General features: G+C 47.3%; 16 protein-coding genes. 2 read left to right on the plus strand and 14 right to left on the minus strand.

The window, feature by feature from the left end; all coding sequences use genetic code 11:
• Positions 1-128 precede the first annotated feature (128 nt).
• The 5 genes from ABXJ76_RS09930 to htpX form a co-directional block, all read right to left on the minus strand.
• Positions 129-899: an alpha/beta fold hydrolase gene (locus ABXJ76_RS09930; protein ID WP_432746492.1), complete on the minus strand. Its 771-nt coding sequence runs from the start codon at positions 897-899 to the stop codon at positions 129-131.
• Positions 899-1,621 (minus strand): DUF445 domain-containing protein, encoded by a 723-nt coding sequence (locus ABXJ76_RS09935; protein ID WP_432740288.1) that lies wholly within the window; start codon positions 1,619-1,621, stop codon positions 899-901. The genes ABXJ76_RS09930 and ABXJ76_RS09935 overlap by 1 nt, the downstream gene beginning before the upstream one ends.
• Positions 1,618-3,066: a dihydrolipoyl dehydrogenase gene (gene lpdA / locus ABXJ76_RS09940; protein WP_432746494.1), complete on the minus strand. Its 1,449-nt coding sequence runs from the start codon at positions 3,064-3,066 to the stop codon at positions 1,618-1,620. The genes ABXJ76_RS09935 and lpdA overlap by 4 nt, the downstream gene beginning before the upstream one ends.
• A 50-nt stretch (positions 3,067-3,116) precedes the next feature.
• A complete protein-coding gene (locus tag ABXJ76_RS09945; protein WP_432740289.1) occupies positions 3,117-3,347 on the minus strand; it encodes a DUF2835 domain-containing protein in 231 nt (76 codons plus the stop codon).
• Positions 3,348-3,462: 115 nt separating this feature from the next.
• The gene (gene htpX / locus ABXJ76_RS09950; RefSeq protein WP_432740291.1) at positions 3,463-4,338 is read right to left on the minus strand and encodes a protease HtpX; all 876 of its coding nucleotides are present in this window, start codon (positions 4,336-4,338) and stop codon (positions 3,463-3,465) included.
• A gap of 113 nt (positions 4,339-4,451) precedes the next feature.
• Between htpX and ABXJ76_RS09955 the strand changes: the two genes are divergently transcribed.
• Both ABXJ76_RS09955 and ABXJ76_RS09960 read left to right on the plus strand, forming a co-directional pair.
• Entirely contained in the window at positions 4,452-5,579 is a 1,128-nt protein-coding gene (locus ABXJ76_RS09955) for a PQQ-dependent sugar dehydrogenase (protein WP_432740292.1), read from the plus strand.
• On the plus strand, positions 5,572-6,171 hold the full coding sequence (locus ABXJ76_RS09960) for an NUDIX domain-containing protein (protein ID WP_432740294.1): 600 nt from the start codon (positions 5,572-5,574) through the stop codon (positions 6,169-6,171). The genes ABXJ76_RS09955 and ABXJ76_RS09960 overlap by 8 nt, the downstream gene beginning before the upstream one ends.
• A gap of 86 nt (positions 6,172-6,257) precedes the next feature.
• Here the strand turns inward: ABXJ76_RS09960 and ABXJ76_RS09965 are convergent, their stop codons facing one another.
• The 9 genes from ABXJ76_RS09965 to gyrA form a co-directional block, all read right to left on the minus strand.
• Positions 6,258-6,563, minus strand: coding sequence for an integration host factor subunit beta (locus ABXJ76_RS09965; RefSeq protein WP_432740295.1), 306 nt, complete (start codon positions 6,561-6,563; stop codon positions 6,258-6,260).
• A 268-nt stretch (positions 6,564-6,831) separates the two neighbouring features.
• The gene (gene rpsA / locus ABXJ76_RS09970; protein ID WP_340121829.1) at positions 6,832-8,508 is read right to left on the minus strand and encodes a 30S ribosomal protein S1; all 1,677 of its coding nucleotides are present in this window, start codon (positions 8,506-8,508) and stop codon (positions 6,832-6,834) included.
• A 101-nt stretch (positions 8,509-8,609) separates the two neighbouring features.
• Positions 8,610-9,266, minus strand: a complete 657-nt coding sequence (gene cmk, locus ABXJ76_RS09975; RefSeq protein WP_432740297.1) for a (d)CMP kinase — start codon at positions 9,264-9,266, stop codon at positions 8,610-8,612.
• The gene (aroA, locus tag ABXJ76_RS09980; protein ID WP_432740298.1) at positions 9,266-10,585 is read right to left on the minus strand and encodes a 3-phosphoshikimate 1-carboxyvinyltransferase; all 1,320 of its coding nucleotides are present in this window, start codon (positions 10,583-10,585) and stop codon (positions 9,266-9,268) included. Before aroA ends, cmk begins: the two co-directional genes overlap by 1 nt.
• Position 10,586: 1 nt before the next feature.
• Complete coding sequence (locus ABXJ76_RS09985; RefSeq protein WP_432740299.1) at positions 10,587-11,465, minus strand: prephenate dehydrogenase; 879 nt, start codon at positions 11,463-11,465, stop codon at positions 10,587-10,589.
• Complete coding sequence (hisC, locus tag ABXJ76_RS09990; RefSeq protein WP_432740300.1) at positions 11,465-12,625, minus strand: histidinol-phosphate transaminase; 1,161 nt, start codon at positions 12,623-12,625, stop codon at positions 11,465-11,467. The genes ABXJ76_RS09985 and hisC overlap by 1 nt, the downstream gene beginning before the upstream one ends.
• Positions 12,626-12,681: 56 nt before the next feature.
• Complete coding sequence (pheA, locus tag ABXJ76_RS09995) at positions 12,682-13,767, minus strand: prephenate dehydratase (protein WP_432740301.1); 1,086 nt, start codon at positions 13,765-13,767, stop codon at positions 12,682-12,684.
• 42 nt (positions 13,768-13,809) lie between these two features.
• Positions 13,810-14,889: a 3-phosphoserine/phosphohydroxythreonine transaminase gene (gene serC, locus ABXJ76_RS10000; RefSeq protein ID WP_432740302.1), complete on the minus strand. Its 1,080-nt coding sequence runs from the start codon at positions 14,887-14,889 to the stop codon at positions 13,810-13,812.
• Entirely contained in the window at positions 14,889-17,525 is a 2,637-nt protein-coding gene (gene gyrA / locus ABXJ76_RS10005; RefSeq protein WP_432740304.1) for a DNA gyrase subunit A, read from the minus strand. Before gyrA ends, serC begins: the two co-directional genes overlap by 1 nt.
• Between the last annotated feature and the right edge of the window lie 230 nt (positions 17,526-17,755).

Raw genomic sequence — 17,755 nt, forward strand, 5'->3', positions numbered from 1 at the left:
CAATACAGATCATTAAAAATCAGATGCTAGGCTCAGCATTTGATCATCCCTGCTCCTCAAAAGGAGCGATTATAAGGGCGACTGCCAACAGTAGGTACTTTAGGCAAAATCCCCCCTATGTTTTTATTTTACGCTAAAAAATTTTCAACCCATGCTGTGAAAACATCCGGTTGTTGTACATGCAGCCAATGTCCGGCATCGTCTATGGTGCCGAAAACCGCTTCCGGAAATAATGAGTTTATATCGTCCGGCTTAACAAAGTCTGAATCGCCTCCTGCGATAAACAAAGCCTTGCCGGTAAATGGGGTTAAATGATCGGCATTCGGAAAGGCGGCAATATTGGGCGCCATCCGCTGAAAAATATCCAGATCAAGCCGCCAGCAATATTTGCCGTCTTTTAGAATAAGATTTTGTAGCAGAAACTGGCGATAACTGAGCTCGGGTATGCGCGACGCAAGCAGCGATTCGGCCTGTTTTCGGTTGCTAAGCTCGGCCAGTGGCAGCGCTTTTAATGCCGAGACAGTGTGGTCAAAACTGTGTTTGTAGCTGACCGGCGCAATATCCGCGACAATCAGCTTAGCCAGCCTGTCTGGAGAGGTCAGCGCAAACCACATGGCTACCTTACCGCCCATGCTGTGCCCCAACAAGCTGGCTGCTTCCAAACCCCGCTGATCCATAAATTGCAACAAATCAGCGGTCATCGAAGGATAATCCATCAATGGATGATGCGGCGATGCGCCATGATTCCGCATGTCCGGCACATACACATGAAACCGGGCCGATAATTTTTGGGCTACCTGCCGCCAGTTACGCGAGGAGGCAAAAAAACCATGCAGAATAATCAGTGGGCTATTCTCAGGATTGCCGAATTCCTCAAAAGCCAGTTCCATAGTTTCCATCAGGCAAATACGAATAATGCGCCCATCAAGCCGCCGAAAATTCCGCCCCAAACCACCAGCCATCCCAGATGCTGACGAATGATGGCCTGAACCATTTCTTTAACCAGTTGCGGGGTTAATTCATTCAGGCGCTTATCGATCACTGTTTCAATTTTGCCGATAATATCGCCGCCGATTTTATGCGCATCCAGACCTTGCTTTAATGCGGCTTTGAACCGGTCGGACTCGACCATTTCAGTCAGGGTGATTTTCATTTTTTCGGTAAACGGCTCTTTTAACGGCACCAGCGCTTCTTCGCCACCCATCATCATCAACATGCCGCCAAAAGAAGAGCCCATAATCGATGAAACCAAGCCTTCATAGACCTTGTCATAATCGACCGCATTCAACAATGGCTCCAGATTCAACAGACCTTTGCCTTGCTGCTCCTCGGTTTCGATAAACTGCTCGATATTATTTGCGGTAAAAAACTGCTGCATCATCAGCTGCTTGATCGACAGTTTAAATTCTTCAAACCGCGCCGGTATAACGCCTGAACCGTACAATAAAGGCACTTTCTCAAACAGCATATAAATAGCCAACCAGTTGGTAATGGCACCGGAAAGCGCAAAAAAGCCAATGGACTTGATTAACTCCGGCTGTATCGGGCAAACATAACCGATAATAATGATCACAACCGAGATAAAATTGGTAATAAAGCTTTTGTTGAATAGTTTTTTCATCGTTTCTTAATCAATAAATCAGTAATAGTGCCCGCTATCATTTCGGCGGAAAATCCCAAAGTTTCTGCCAAGGTAGGATGCGCATGTACCGTTAATGCCAAATCTTCAACACTCGCCCCCATCTCCAAAGCCAATACGGCTTCGGCAATCAATTCACCAGCATGAGTGCCGACGATGCCTGCGCCAAGAATACGGCCGGTTTGTTTGTCGGAAAGCAATTTAGTCACGCCTTCTTTGCGCCCCATGCTTAACGAACGTCCGCTTGCCGCCCAAGGGAAGGCGGCTTTTTCATAGGAGATGCCTTGCGCTTTAGCCGCATTTTCAGTCAAGCCCATCCAGGCGATCTCAGGGTCGGTATAGGCAACAGAAGGAACGGTTAACGCTTGCCACTCGGTCGCCATACCGGCAATCACTTCGGCCGCTATTTTACCTTCATGCGTGGCTTTATGCGCCAGCATCGGGTTACCGACCACATCGCCGATCGCAAAAATATGCTTTACGTTACTGCGCTGTTGTTTATCGACGCTGATAAATCCGCGTTCATCGACATTCACCCCGGCTTTGTCGGCATCGATCAAATGACCGTTGGGGCGCCTGCCCACTGCAACCAGCACTTTGTCGAACACATCGGTTTCGGGGGCGTCTTTGCCTTTATCGTTAGCCAGTTCGGAACTGGCATGGTCAAAGCTAACTTTCAAGCCTTCCGACAGCGCTTCAATATGGCTTACCTGAGTTTCCAGAAAAATATTGTCGTATTGCTTTTTAATCCGTTGCATTAACGGTCTGACCAGATCCTTGTCACAACCGGGGATAATTTGATCTTGCATTTCTACCACGGTGATCTTGCTGCCCAGAGCGTGATAAACAGTCGCCATTTCCAGGCCGATGATGCCGCCACCGATAATCAGCAGTTTTTTCGGGATCTGCTCAAGATTGAGCGCATCGGTGGAATCCATGAGCCGGGGATCGTCATTGGGAAATGATGGTATTTTTACCGGTTGGGAGCCGACCGCAATAATGGCCTGCGCAAACTCTATGGTCTGGGTGTCGTCGCCATCTTCAACCAACAGTTGCGTATCGGAAACAAAACGCCCAACGCCTTTAATAACCGTTACATTGCGCTGCTTTGCCAACGCCGCCAAGCCCGTAGTAAGCTGGGTACTGATGTTGTTTTTCCAGTTGCGCAGCTTTTCCAAATCAATATCAGGTTCGGCAAAACCGATTCCGGCCGACTTGATTTCTTTGGCTTCATTGAGCACCGCAGCCACATGCAACAGAGTTTTTGAAGGAATACAGCCGACATTCAAACAAACCCCGCCCAAAACCGGATAACGCTCGACCAGGGTGACTTGCTTACCTAAATCGGCCGCACGAAACGCCGTCGTGTAACCTCCAGGGCCACCGCCCAGCACCAGAACTTCTGTTTTCAATCGTACACCTTCAATTTGAATAATGAGAATTTATCGACGCCTGAAAAACGGATAAACATAAGGCTTTAATTTAACTTTTTAATGCTGACGAATTTGTTTTCGGGCGTTAACTCCATTTCAAAATAGCCATTGATGCCTTGATTGGTTAAAAAAATTTGAACTTTGCCTGCCGGAAAGGCGATTCTTCTGCCATCATCGGCAACGACAGAAACATTTTTGGCCATGCCTTGATAGACCTTAAGATATTGGTCGTATGACAGCGTTAGGGCAAAGCGAATGAATTGATGTTGGGGCATGATATAAGCAGGATTAATTAACCACGAAGGACATGAAGAAAAAACAAGGTAAAAACTTCATGTCCTCCGTGTTCTTCGTGTCTTCGTGTCTTCGTGGTTTTATGCTCTTAGTTAATTAACGGTTATTTTGTAACGCGGCAATGCGCTCTTCTAATGGCGGATGGCTCATAAACAACTTGCTCACACCGCTGCCATTAATGCCGAACGCCGCCAGTTGTCCCGGCAGATCTTCTGCTTCGTGTCCGCGCTGTAAGGCGCGCAGAGCGCCAATCATTTTTTCCCGTCCGGCCAGCTTAGCGCCACCGGCATCTGCCTTAAATTCCCGGTAACGGGAGAACCACATCACCAGCATGGACGCCAAAATCCCCAGGACAATTTGAGCCACCATCTGGGTAATATAATAGGCCGGACCGTAACCGCGTTCGGTTTTAAATACAACACGATCGACAAGATGACCGATAATAGTGGCGAAAAAGAACACAAAGGTGTTCACTACGCCCTGCATCAATGCCATCGTCACCATATCGCCGTTGGCAACATGGCTGATTTCATGACCGACAACCGCTTCAACTTCATCGGCGTTCATGTTTTGCAGCAGACCGCTACTGACCGCTACCAACGCGCTATTTTTGCTCATGCCGGTAGCAAACGCGTTGGCGTCAGGAGTTTGGAAGATACCGACTTCCGGCATACCGATACCCGCCTGCCTAGCTTGTTTGGCTACGATGTCGATTAGCCACTGCTCGGTTTGATTTTGAGGTTGTTCGATAACGTGTACCCCCATCGCTCTTTTTGCCGACCATTTAGACATAGCCAAAGAAATAACGGAGCCGCTCATGCCGATGATGGCCGACATGACTAACAGAGTATTCAGATTAAGGTCGATGCCTTGAGCATCCAGCGTGCCGCTTAAGCCCAACACATTAAAAACAATACTGACCACGACCAATATTGCCGCATTGGTTGCCAGAAAAAGAAAAATACGCATCATATGCTTAAGCCTTTTGATAAGTTAAGGTTTGATCAATATGGGGGTTGAATAACACATTCCAACCCTCCTAAGAATGGGACTATAATTTAAATTTATTGATGGAGGATATTCTGATGCCTATTATAAAAGTAATTTTGTTTGCTTTGTTTTTAATTAATCCTTATTTAGCCTTTGCTGAACAAAACAGTCACCAGAACATAGTAAAACAACTGCATGTACCGGCAGGATTTACCCTGTCTATTTTTGCCGATAACCTGCCCAATGCCCGCAGTTTAGCTTTGGGTGATAACGGCGTGGTGTTTGTCGGCACGGGAACTGAAGGCGCAGTTTATGCCGTACAAGACAGCAATAGCGATGGTGTAGCGGATCAGCGTTACATCATCGCCAGCGGTTTAACTATGCCCAACGGCCTTGCCTACAAAAACGACACGCTATACGTGGCAGAAGTTAATCGCATTGTTCGTTTTGACCGCATCAGCCAGCAATTAGCTAATCCGCCTAAACCCGTTGTGGTTTACGATCAATTCCCATCTGAACAACATCACGGCTGGAAATATCTTCGCTTTGGCCCCGATAATAAGCTGTACACGACCGTCGGAGCGCCGTGCAATATTTGCGAACCTGAAAAACCAATCTATTCATCGCTGGTCAGGTTAAATGCCGACGGTAGCGGCTTTGAGATTCTTGCCAGAGGCATCAGGAGTTCGGTGGGCTTTGACTGGCAACCGGAAACCGATGCCTTGTTTTTTAACGATAATGGCCGCGATTACATGGGCGACGATCTGCCGCTCGATGAACTCAATCAGTGGACAACTACCGGCGAACATTTCGGCTTTCCTTATTGTCACGGCGGTGACATTGCTGATCCCGATATTGCAGCAGATAAAACATGCCGACAATTTACCCCACCGGTATGGAAGTTCAAGGCCCATGTGACACCATTGGGACTGCGTTTTTATCGGGGCAAGCAATTTCCTGATGAATTTAAAAATCAGTTATTTGTCGCTGAACATGGTTCATGGAACCGATCCGAGCCTCAAGGTTATCGTGTTGTGTTGGTGAAATTCAAACAAAGCAAGCCAGTTGCCGAGCAGGTTTTTATTGACGGCTGGTTAACCAAAACCGGCAAGGTGCTTGGCCGTCCTGTTGATATTCTGGAAATGCCGGATGGCAGCCTGTTAATTAGCGATGATAAGCGCGGTGTCATTTATAAAGTTGAGCACAAAGGCAATCATGGATAAACAATTTGAAATCTTAAGCAAGGACATCGTTTATCAGGGCTTTTTCCGCGTGGAAAAATACCGGCTTAAACATACGCTGTTTGGCGGCGGATGGAGTGCTGAAATAACTCGCGAGTTGTTCGTGCGCGGCAGCTGCGTTGCAGTTCTATTATATGACTCCGAAACCGATAAGGTCATACTGATCGAACAGTTCAGAGCGGGAGCAATTTTAAATCCAGATAAAACCTGGCTAGTAGAAATTGTTGCTGGAGCAATCGAAGAAGGTGAAATTGCCGAGGAAGTCGCTTATCGAGAGTCCTGGGAAGAGGCCGGCTGTAAAATTCAGCAATTGATGGTCATCAATGAATTTTATACCACACCGGGCGGTTCATCCGAGTGGATCACCCTGTTTTGCGGAAAAGTCGATAGCACTCAAGTGGGTGGTATTCATGGCTTAGACCATGAGGACGAGGATATTTTAGTGCGTGCTGTTGATTTTGACGAGGTTTATCATATGCTGGAAAACGGCGAGATAGATTCGGCAATACCTATTATTGCCATCCAATGGCTAGCATTGAACAAACAAAAACTCAAACAGAAATGGGGGATATAAAAACAAAGGAGGGTAATGCTTTTTACTTCAAAAACGTTAACATTAAAGCTCTGCATAAGTTTTACAGAGCCTTAACACACTAACGATTAATCGACTATCTTACATTTATCTCGCGAAGCATCCACCCTATCACGAAGCTCCTTACCGGGCTTGAAATGAGGCACATGTTTTTTTGATAAGGCTACAGATTCACCTGTTTTAGGGTTCCGCCCCATACGAGGAGGACGTAAATGTAGCGAAAAACTACCAAAACCCCTAATCTCGATTCTTTCCCCGGAAGATAACGCCTGATTCATTTGTTCAATGATACATTTTACCGCTATCTCTACATCTTTCTGTGCCAGATGCGGTTGATGTTTGGCAAGAGCTTCAATTAATTCTGATTTTGTCACATTCTATCCTGCGAAAACAAACAAATAAAGCAACTGCTCAGCAGTTAGAATAATGGATTACGGATAACACAGATTAGACAGATAATGACTGATAAAATAACAGATTAATCTAAGTCATTGACTTATTAAAATCCGTTTAAATCCATCTAATCAATGTCGCCTAGAGGCGCCCACTTTTAGCATCCGTGTCCATTATAAAGTTGGCTCTGTTGAGTAGTTACTCAATAAAATTAAAAGGGGCAGGTATTGTACATACCCCTTATGATTTTTATTTTTCCAGTTGCTTAAAGAGATCAGCAAAAGTAGATGTAGTCGATGTAGATGCACTAACCGATTGCTGAGAATGATCTTTAATAGTGTGAGTTTCTTCATCGCTATCTTTAGCTTTAATAGATAAAGAAATTGATTTGCTTTTCTTGTCTACGCCAATAAATTTAGCTTCAAGTGCATCACCTTCTTTTAACAAGGTTCTGGCATCTTCAACACGATCACGTTGGATTTCAGAAGCTCGTAAATAGCCTTCGACATTATCATCTAAAGTGATAACCGCGCCCTTAGCATCAACTTCTTTAACCGTTCCTTTTACCAAACTACCTTTTTCGTGCGTAGCCAGGAAGTTTTGGAATGGATCTTGTTCAAGTTGTTTAATACCTAAAGAGATACGTTCGCGTTCGGAATCAACCGCTAAAATAACAGTTTCCAGTTCGTCGCCTTTTTTGAAGTCACGAACAGAAGCTTCGCCTTCATCTGCCCAGGAAATATCGGACATATGAACCAGACCATCAATACCGCCATCCAAACCGATGAAAATACCAAAATCAGTAATTGACTTGATTTTTCCGGAGATTTTATCGCCTTTGTTATGCGTTGCTGCAAATTCATCCCAAGGATTGGTTTTGCACTGTTTCATGCCTAAAGAAATACGACGACGTTCTTCATCAATTTCAAGAACCATCACTTCGACTTCATCGCCTAATTGAACGAGTTTAGAAGGGTTAACGTTTTTGTTAGTCCAGTCCATTTCAGAAACGTGAACCAAACCTTCTACGCCTTCTTCAATTTCAACAAAGCAACCGTAATCAGTCAGATTGTTGACTTTACCGAATACGCGTGTGCCCGCAGGGTAGCGACGAGCAATGTTTTGCCATGGATCTTCACCCATTTGCTTCATGCCTAATGAAACACGATTTTTCTCTTTGTCGTATTTCAGAACCTTAACTTTAATTTCCTGGCCGATTTCTACACACTCGGACGGATGACGTACGCGTCTCCATGCCATATCAGTGATGTGTAACAGACCGTCAATACCGCCAAGATCGATAAATGCGCCATAATCAGTCAGGTTTTTAACTACACCGGTAACGACTGCGCCTTCTTCCAGCGTTTTCAGCAATTCTTCTCTTTCTGCGCTGTATTCTTTTTCTACAACAGCACGACGAGACAGAACCACGTTGTTACGTTTTTGATCTATTTTTATAACTTTGAATTCCAGGTCACGATTTTCCAGGAAAGTCGTGTCTCTGATTGGGCGAACATCAACCAATGAACCAGGCAAGAAAGCACGTAATGCACCAACAGACACAGTGAAACCACCGCGAACTTTTCCGGTAATTCGACCGACAATGGTTGCTTCTTTTTCAAAAGCATTTTCAAGTTCTGACCAAGCTTTATTTTTCTTCGCTTTATCACGAGAAAGCAGTGTAGCTCCAAGGCCGTCTTCAAATAAATCAAGGGCAACCTCGACTTCGTCGCCAATGGCAACTTCTAATTCGCCATCGTTATTGAGAAACTGCCATTTTGGAATGACACCTTCTGATTTAGAATGCGTACTGACGATGACCATATCGTTTTCGATATCAACAACCGTACCCATTAACATGGCACCAGGACGCATTTCCGTCTTGATTAGACTTTCTTCAAATAATTCAGCAAAGCTTTCGCTCATTTTCCATTCCCAAGCCTGTCGAAACTCGAACAAGCCTTTTCTTTATCAAAGTTAAAAAAAATCACACTCAAACAATTTTGAGGTGACCACATAAAAAACCCTTAACGGATTAAATTCAGTACTTCTTCAATAGCAGCCTCTAGCGTCATATCCGAAGAATCGATATAAAGCGCGTCACTAGCCATAGCTAACGGAGCGATTTTACGCTCCATATCCCGGCGATCACGTTCTTCTATCTCATTTGTTATTCGTATAAGATTAGCATCAATCCCTTTTTCTATCAACTGTTTATATCGTCTTTTAGCTCTTTCAGCGGCACTGGCAGTTAAAAATACTTTATTTTCAGCGCCTGGAAAAACCACTGTTCCCATGTCACGCCCATCTGCAACTAGCCCTGGCAAGCGTTTAAAATCTTTTTGTTTTTGCAATAAAATCTGCCTGACCTCGGGAAGCGCCGCAACAATGGAAGCAGCATTACCTGTAATCTCAGAACCTAGCTGGGCGGTTATGTCCTCCCCATCAAGCCTGACGACCAATTCATCACCGCAATCAAATTCCAGTATCATCGCCTTAGCTATATTGACAATGGCGACTTCATTTTCCAAATCAACGTGCTGTTTTAATGCCGCAAGCGCCAATGAACGATAAATGGAGCCGCTATCCAGATAGTTCCAGCCCATTTTTTTAGCTACCGCTCTGCTGACCGTGCCTTTTCCGGCACCGCTAGGGCCATCAATTGTCAATACCGGAACAGTCATTACTCTTCCCTGCAAACAAGATCAAGACCTAAACGTTTTGCCAGGTCTCTAAATTCGGGGAACGAGGTATTCACATTTTCACAATCATGGATAGTAATGGGCGCACTAGCACGCAAACCGGCAATTGAAAACGACATCGCTATTCTGTGATCGCCATGAGATACAACCTCGCCGCCGCCTATCGAACCGCCCTGAATAATCATGCCATCTTCGGTAGGCTGCGCATCTACGCCCAATATTTGCAGGCCGTCTGCCATCACTTGAATGCGATCCGATTCTTTTACCCGGAGCTCTTCCGCTCCGGTTAATCGCGTCTGACCTTCTGCGCAGGCTGCGGCGACAAACAACACCGGAAACTCGTCAATAGCCAGCGGCACCAGATGTTCGGGAATATCTATACCTTTAAGGGGACTGTAAACAACGTGCAGATCGGCTACCGGTTCGCCGCCGACAGTGCGCTCGTTAAGCACTTCAATGTTGGCACCCATCAATCTGAGAATGTCGATGACGCCGGTGCGCGTCGGATTAATGCCCACATGTTTCAACAGCAGATCGGAACCCGGTGCAATAGACGCCCCGACCAGAAAAAATGCCGCCGATGAAATATCGCTGGGCACATCAATATCGCTTGCCGTCAAACTGCCTTCAGCAGTAATGCTGACTTTATTGCCTTGCCGCTTAACCGGATAATTAAACCCTGACAGCATCCGTTCGGTATGATCGCGGGTAGGCGCCGGCTCGATAACGCTAGTTACGCCTTGCGCGTACATGCCTGCCAGCAATAGACAGGACTTAACCTGTGCGCTGGCCATCGGCATCGCATAATCAATGCCGGTCAACTGCCCCGCTCTGCCGGTGATATGCAAGGGCGCTGTGCCGCGCTCTGTGGTTTTTATATTGGCGCCCATCGCTGCCAACGGATCCGTGACCCGTTTCATCGGTCTGCCGGATAATGATTTATCGCCGGTTAATACCGAGTTAAATGCCTGACCTGCCAATAAACCGCTCAGCAAACGCATGGACGTACCTGAGTTGCCCAGATACAAATCTTTTTTAGGCGCTTTTAAACCGTGCTTGCCGACGCCGTGTATGGTCAATTCGCCATTAACCGGGCCTTCAATTTCAACACCCATATCGCGAAAAGCCTGCAAAGTTGCCAGCGCATCTTCCGCTTCGAGAAAGCCTTTTACATGAGTAACGCCCTCTGCCAGCGAACCCAGCATGATTGATCGGTGCGACATGGATTTATCGCCGGGCACGCGTGCCTCGCCGTGTAATTTACCGCCGGGTTGAACCTGAAATGTGATTGATTTTGACATATTAATTATTATCGAACTGGTCAAGAAAGCGCTGCCGTGCATTTCTGGCATACGTAAAGGTTGCAAAAAGTTGCCGGGTATCATTCGTTTCCAGCAAGCGTTGTATTTTATCCAATTCATCCTTTAACTGCTCAATTAAAGGAATGATTTCATCCTTGTTAGCCGTACAAATATCCTGCCACATCGTCGGATCGCTGGATGCAATCCGGGTAAAATCTTTGAACCCACTGGCCGCATATTGAAAAATCTCGCTCTGCTCGTCTTTATGACCGAGCATATCGACCAGCGCAAAGGCCAGAATATGCGGCAAATGACTGGTTGCTGCCAACACGCTATCATGATGTTGCACCTCCATCACCGACACCAACGACCCCAGTTCTTCCCAAAAACTTTGAATTTTTTGCACCGCTTCGGGATTAGTATTGCCGACCGGTGTGATGATCAGGCGTTTATTCAAAAACAAGTCATTGACTGATGCGGTCACGCCGCTTTGTTCTGCTCCGGCAATCGGATGAGCCGGAACCAGATTATCCGGCACAACGCCAAAAATCCCCTCTGCTGCGGCAATAACGCTGCCTTTGGTGCTGCCCACATCGGTATAAATCGCATCATCCGACCACAATGGTTTAAGCTGAGAAAAAATGCTTTCGATGCTTGCAACCGGCGTCGCAATCACCACACAATCGGCGCCTTGAACGGCTTCCGGCAACTCCAGAGTATAGTCGTCAATAACACCCAAGCGCTTTGCCGCTTGCAGATTTTTCTCGTCCTGCTTGCGGCCGTATCCGACTATGTTATTGCATAAACCCTGCTGCCGTGCTGCGCGTGCGATAGACCCGCCGATCAAGCCGACGCCGATAATGCATATCCGGTTAAACATTAGCCGGCGACTGCCAGGGATGGCGGAAGTGTCGCGATCGGTAGAGAACCGATGCGACCTAAGACTTCAGCTAATGCCTGGATAAACAGCTGATTTTCCGTCGGTGTGCCTATGGTAATGCGCAGATGATTAGGCAATTCATACACACCAACCGGCCTGACGATAACCCCTTTGCGGAGTAATGCCTCATAAATCGGCACAGCAGGCTGTTTTAAATCGACCAGAACAAAATTGCCTGCCGATGGAATCCATTCCAAGCCCAGAGCTTTGAAGCCTTCTGTTACAAACCGCATGCCTTGCGCATTAACGGCGATGGTATTTTGCAAATGTTCAGTATCCGTCAGAGCCGCTTCGGCGGCAGCCAAGGCCAGCATGTTGTTATTAAAGGGCTGGCGCACCCTGTTCAGGATGTCGGCCAGTTGCGGGCTGGACAAACCATAACCGATGCGCAATCCGGCCAGACCATAGGCCTTTGAAAAAGTGCGGGTAATTAATAAATTGGGGTATTTTTTCAGCCAGACGATTGAATTGTCCGCACTTTGATCAGCAACAAATTCACAATAGGCCTCATCGAGCACACAGATGCAAGTATCCGGCAGCGCCTGAATAAATGCCTCCAAATGACCATGATCCAGCAAGGTGCCGGTTGGATTATTGGGATTCGCGATAAATACCAAGCGCGTTTTGTCGGTAATCCGCTGCTGCATCGCATCCAAATCGTGACCGTAATTTAAGGCGGGTGCTACAACCGCCGTAGCGCCGACTGCCTGAGTCACCAGAGGATACACGGCAAAGGCATGCTGCGAAAAAACCACCTCAAGCTCGGGCGTTAAAAACGCCCTGGCCACCAACTCCAGAATTTCGTTAGAACCATTGCCCAGCGTAATCTGGCTCATATCGACAGCGTATTTATCAGCTAGCGCACATTTTAACTTAAAACCATTGCCATCCGGATACAAGGCCAAATCCTTCAAAGTCGCCTGTATCGCGGCCAAGGCTTTTTTTCCAGGGCCTAAAGGGTTTTCATTGGATGCAAGCTTTATGATGTTGGAAAGCCCCAACTCACGCTCAAGTTCTTCAATAGGCTTGCCGGGCGTATAAGGAATCAACTTTTGCACGCCGGACACGGCAAGATTATAGATTTTATCAGTGTTGTTCATGAATTGCCTTTGGGCGAATTTGTCGCCCCTACAGCCGAAAGGATGAGGGGAAATGTTTACAGTACGGCTTTAGGATAGGAACCCAATAGCTTTAGCATATTAACGTTGGCTTTCAATAGTTCCAGCGCCTTAGCAACATTGTTATCCTCACAGTGGCCTTCAATATCGATAAAAAACACATAATCCCATAATCCCTGACGTGACGGCCTGGATTCGATATGCACCATGCCGATATTCAATCTTGCGAAAGGCTCAAGTATTCTGTGCAACGCACCGGGTTGATTGCCTGTAGAAACGACCAGAGTGGTTTTATCGTTACCCGTTGGCGTCGATATTTGCTGTCCGATAATAATAAAACGGGTGGTATTATTGGATTCGTCTTCAATATTTTTTTCGATGACATTTAATCGATAAATTTCAGCCGCAACAATGCCCGCTATCGCAACCGCCTGTTTATGGGTTGATGCTAATCTTGCCGCCTCGGTATTGCTATTGACCGCAGTTCGCTTGGCATTCGGCAAATGGTTATCCAGCCATTGCCGACACTGCGCCAGCGATTGCTGATGCGAAAACACCTCGGTGACTTCATCCAGACTATCTACCAGTCCCATCAGATTTTGATGCACCCTGATTTCAACTTCGCCGCATATTTTAAGCGGCGAATTCAAAAACCGGTCCAGCGTATGACTGATGATGCCTTCGGTGGAATTTTCGACCGGCACCACGCCAAACTGACAGTTCCCATTTTCCACCGCATTAAAAATATCGTTAATCGTTGTAGCCGGTACGGTTTTAACCGCTGAACCGAAATGCTTAATGGCAGCTTGCTGGGTAAATGTGCCCTCAGGACCTAAATAAGCCACATCCAGCGGTTTTTCCAGCGCCAAACAAGCCGACATCAATTCCCTGAAAAAATGAGCCGCCGTATCATCGGTTAACGGCCCCTGATTTAAGTCTTTTATGCGCCGCAATACCAATGACTCGCGATCCGGACGGTAAAACGACCCTTGTTCACCTTGTGCAATCTTGGTCTTGGCAACTTCCATTGCATAGGATGCGCGTTGATTAATCAATTGCAGAATCTGCTTATCGATGGCATCAATTTTATCTCTTAACTCAGAAAGCGGAGTAGCGGATGGCATGGAAGTGTCCTTAGTAGCCTGATTCAATTTTTAAATTGTCGATTAATGGCTGCGTTCAAATTCAGCCATAAAATCGATCAAAGCCAGCATACCGGCTTCCGGCATCGCATTATAAATACTGGCCCGCATACCGCCCACTGAACGGTGACCTTTCAGCTCAAACAAGCCATTGGCTTCTGCTGCCGCCAAAAACGGTTTATCCAGGCTTTCGTCGGCCAGAATAAAGGGGACATTCATCCGTGAACGTGAGGCTATTTCCACAGGATTGGAATACAAAGTCGACTGGTCGATGGCCTGATACAGTTTCGCCGCCTTAGCGATATTGCGTTGTTCGATAGCCTCGACACCGCCCTGCCCTTTTAACCACTTAAGCACCAAGCCGGTCAGGTACCAGCTGTAGGTTGCCGGTGTATTCAGCATGGATTGGTTTTTTGCCTGTTCGGCATAGTTGAAAACCGAAGGTACCGTTTTAGGCGCATGACCGACCAAGTCGTCTCTGACTATCACTACGGTAACGCCTGCCGGTCCCATGTTTTTCTGCGTTCCGGCGTAAATCAAACCGTACTGGCTGACATCGATCTTGCGCGATAAAATATTAGACGACATATCCGATACCAGCGGCAAGCCCTTGCTATCCGGGCAAGACTGAAACTCCACACCATGTATGGTTTCATTAGACGTATAGTGCAAATAAGCCGCTTGATTGTCGATTGCCCAGCTGGCAACATCAGGAATCGTAGTAAATTTTGTATTCTCCGAGCTGGCGCTGACCACTACATCGCAATATGTCTTTGCGTCCTTGATCGCCTTTTCCGACCAGGCACCGGTATTCAGGTAACAAGCTTTAGTCTTGCCGTTCAGAATATTTTGCGGTATCAACGAAAACTGGGCCGTTGCGCCGCCTTGCAGGAACAAAATCTTATAGTTTTCAGGAACGGCCAGCAGCGCTCTCAAATCGCTTTCCAGCTCTTCGGCAATACTGGAAAAATGCTTGCCGCGGTGGCTCATTTCCATAACCGACATGCCGCTATCGCGCCACTCCAGCATTTCTTGTTGCGCTTGCTGCAATACCGACTCAGGAAATGCGGACGGGCCTGCGCTAAAATTAAAAACTCTGGACATTACGCTTCCTCTCCTGACTCACTGTCGTCATTAATTGTTTCTTCTGATACATCCGCGCCTGATTCGGCATCGGCTAAAAGAGCGTCTTCTTCATCGGTATCATCCACCCCTACCAAACCTTCGATACGATCGACGCCGATGACCTTTTCTTTTTTACCCAATCGAATAATCGTTACACCCTGGGTGTTTCTGCCGACCACCGAGATGCCGTCAACCCGGGTACGCACCAAAGTGCCGCCATCGGTAATCAGCATAATTTCGTCATTATCATTGACCAGCACCGCGCCAACCACAGCGCCGTTACGCGCCGACGTTTGTATCGCAATCAGACCCTGGCCGCCGCGCTTATGACAGGTAAACTCTTCCAGCTTGGTGCGCTTGCCGTAGCCGTTTTCGGTAATATTCAGCACCGTACCTTCGGTCGAGATAATCAGCGAAATGACTTTTTGCCCTTCCTGCAAACGAATTCCGCGCACCCCGGACGCCGTTCTGCCCATGGAGCGCACATCCGCTTCATTAAAGCAGACCGCCTTGCCGGTGCTGCTGAACAACAGCACGTTTTGCTGACCGTCGGTCACCGCAACGCCCACCAGCGTATCGTCTTCTCGTAAATCGATGGCGATTTTACCGTTAGTGCGCTGACGCTCGAATTCTTTTAACGGCGTCTTTTTGACGGTGCCCGCCGAGGTCGCCATAAAAATGAATTTAGTGTCGGTAAATTCGCGTATCGGCAATATCGCATTGATTTTTTCGCCCTGCTCCAATGGCAGTAAATTGACGAAAGGCTTGCCTCTGGCGGCGCGACTGGCAACCGGCAATTGATAAACCTTAAGCCAATAAACTTTTCCACGCGAAGAAAAACACAAAATAATATCGTGGGTATTGGCCACAATCAGCTTATCGACATAATCCAGTTCTTTAGTGGCTGTGGCCGACTTGCCGCGACCGCCGCGCCGTTGCGCCGTGTAATCGCTCAACGGTTGTGATTTGACATAGCCTTCGTGCGACATGGTCACCACCATGTCTTCTTCGGTAATCAGATCCGCTTCGGACAAATCCAAATGATTTTGCAAGATTTCGGTGCGGCGCGGATCAGAATACTGTTCCTTAATAGCAACCAACTCTTCCCTGATGATTTCCATCAGGCGAGTATCGCTACCCAAAATAAACAGATATTCATCAATCTGTTCCAGCAGTTGCTTGTATTCATTGACTATCTTGTCCTGTTCCAGGCCGGTCAAGCGATGCAGGCGCAAATCAAGGATAGCCTGAGCCTGCGTTTCAGACAGACGGTAAATCCCGGCATGAATACCGAACTCTACCGGCAAATCTTCCGGCCGTGAACGATCCGCATCGGCGCGCTCCAGCAGCGTTGAAACCAGTCCTGCATCCCAGCTTTTTTCCAGCAAACCGACTTTAGCCTCAGCCGGATTGCCGGCCGCTTTAATCAGCGCAATCATCTCGTCGATATTGGCTAACGCAACTGCAAGTCCTTCTAAAATATGCGCTCTTTCCCTGGCCTTGTGCAGATTATAAATCGTTCTGCGGGTGACGATTTCCCGCCTGTGATTAATAAAGGCGCTGATAATCTCATGGAGATTCATGCAATGCGGACGACCATCCAGCAGGGCAACCATATTGATGCCGAACACGGTCTGGAATTGCGTCTGCTTGTACAGATTATTTAACACCACCTCGGGCATTTCGCCGCGACGCAGCTCAATCACCATACGCATACCATCTTTGTCCGATTCATCGCGCAGACCGGAAATGCCTTCAAGCTTGCCTTCCTTAACCAGCTCGGCAATTTTTTCAAGCAGTCTGGCCTTGTTGACCTGATAAGGCAATTCCGTGGTAATAATCGCTTGCCGACTGCTGTCGCCGATGTCTTCAAAATGACAACGCGCGCGCAAATAAATTTTGCCCCGACCGGTGGTATAGGCACTATAAATACCGGCAGCGCCATTAATAAAAGCGGCGGTAGGAAAATCGGGCCCCGGGATATGAGCCATCAAGTCATGCACAGTCAGATCAGGCTCATCGATCATCGCCAGACAAGCACTGACCACTTCAGACAAATTATGCGGCGGAATATTGGTCGCCATGCCTACCGCAATACCGGATGAACCGTTAATCAGTAAGGTCGGCACACGTGTCGGCAACACCTTCGGTTCAGACTCCGATTCGTCGTAGTTCGGCGCAAAATCGACGGTTTCCTTGTCAAGATCGGCCAGCAATTCATGGGCGATCTTCGACATGCGCACTTCGGTGTAACGCATCGCCGCAGGGGAATCGCCGTCAACCGAACCGAAATTGCCCTGTCCGTCGATCAGCATATAACGCATCGAAAAATTCTGCGCCATCCGTACCATCGTGTCGTAAACCGCGGTATCGCCATGAGGGTGGTATTTACCGATCACGTCACCGACGACACGCGCCGATTTTTTATAAGGCTTGTTCCAATCATTGCCAAGCTCGCTCATCGCATATAACACGCGGCGATGCACCGGCTTTAGGCCGTCTCTGACATCTGGAAGGGCTCGACCGACGATAACGCTCATGGCGTAATCGAGATAGGACTGTTTCATCTCGTCTTCGAGATTGACAGGTATTATTTCTTTAGCGAAGTTTGACATTGATCCCTATATACAGTGTGCCGTTAATACAGACCGGCATGGTTTCGTGACTAAGTGCGAACACACTTTCCTGATTTTACTTGTTTCGGTAATTGCTCCTGCATTACTCTACCTTCTGCATCCGTGCAGTCGTAAGCGTGACTACATGACATGAAATAAGCAAAGAATTATAACAAATTGTCTCAATAGTGTCGAAGCGGATAGTGTTTTATATCAAGGCGGCTTATCGC

Origin of the sequence: Methylobacter arcticus, from assembly GCF_050917435.1 — a bacterium.
Classification (GTDB): domain Bacteria; phylum Pseudomonadota; class Gammaproteobacteria; order Methylococcales; family Methylomonadaceae; genus Methylobacter_A; species Methylobacter_A titanis.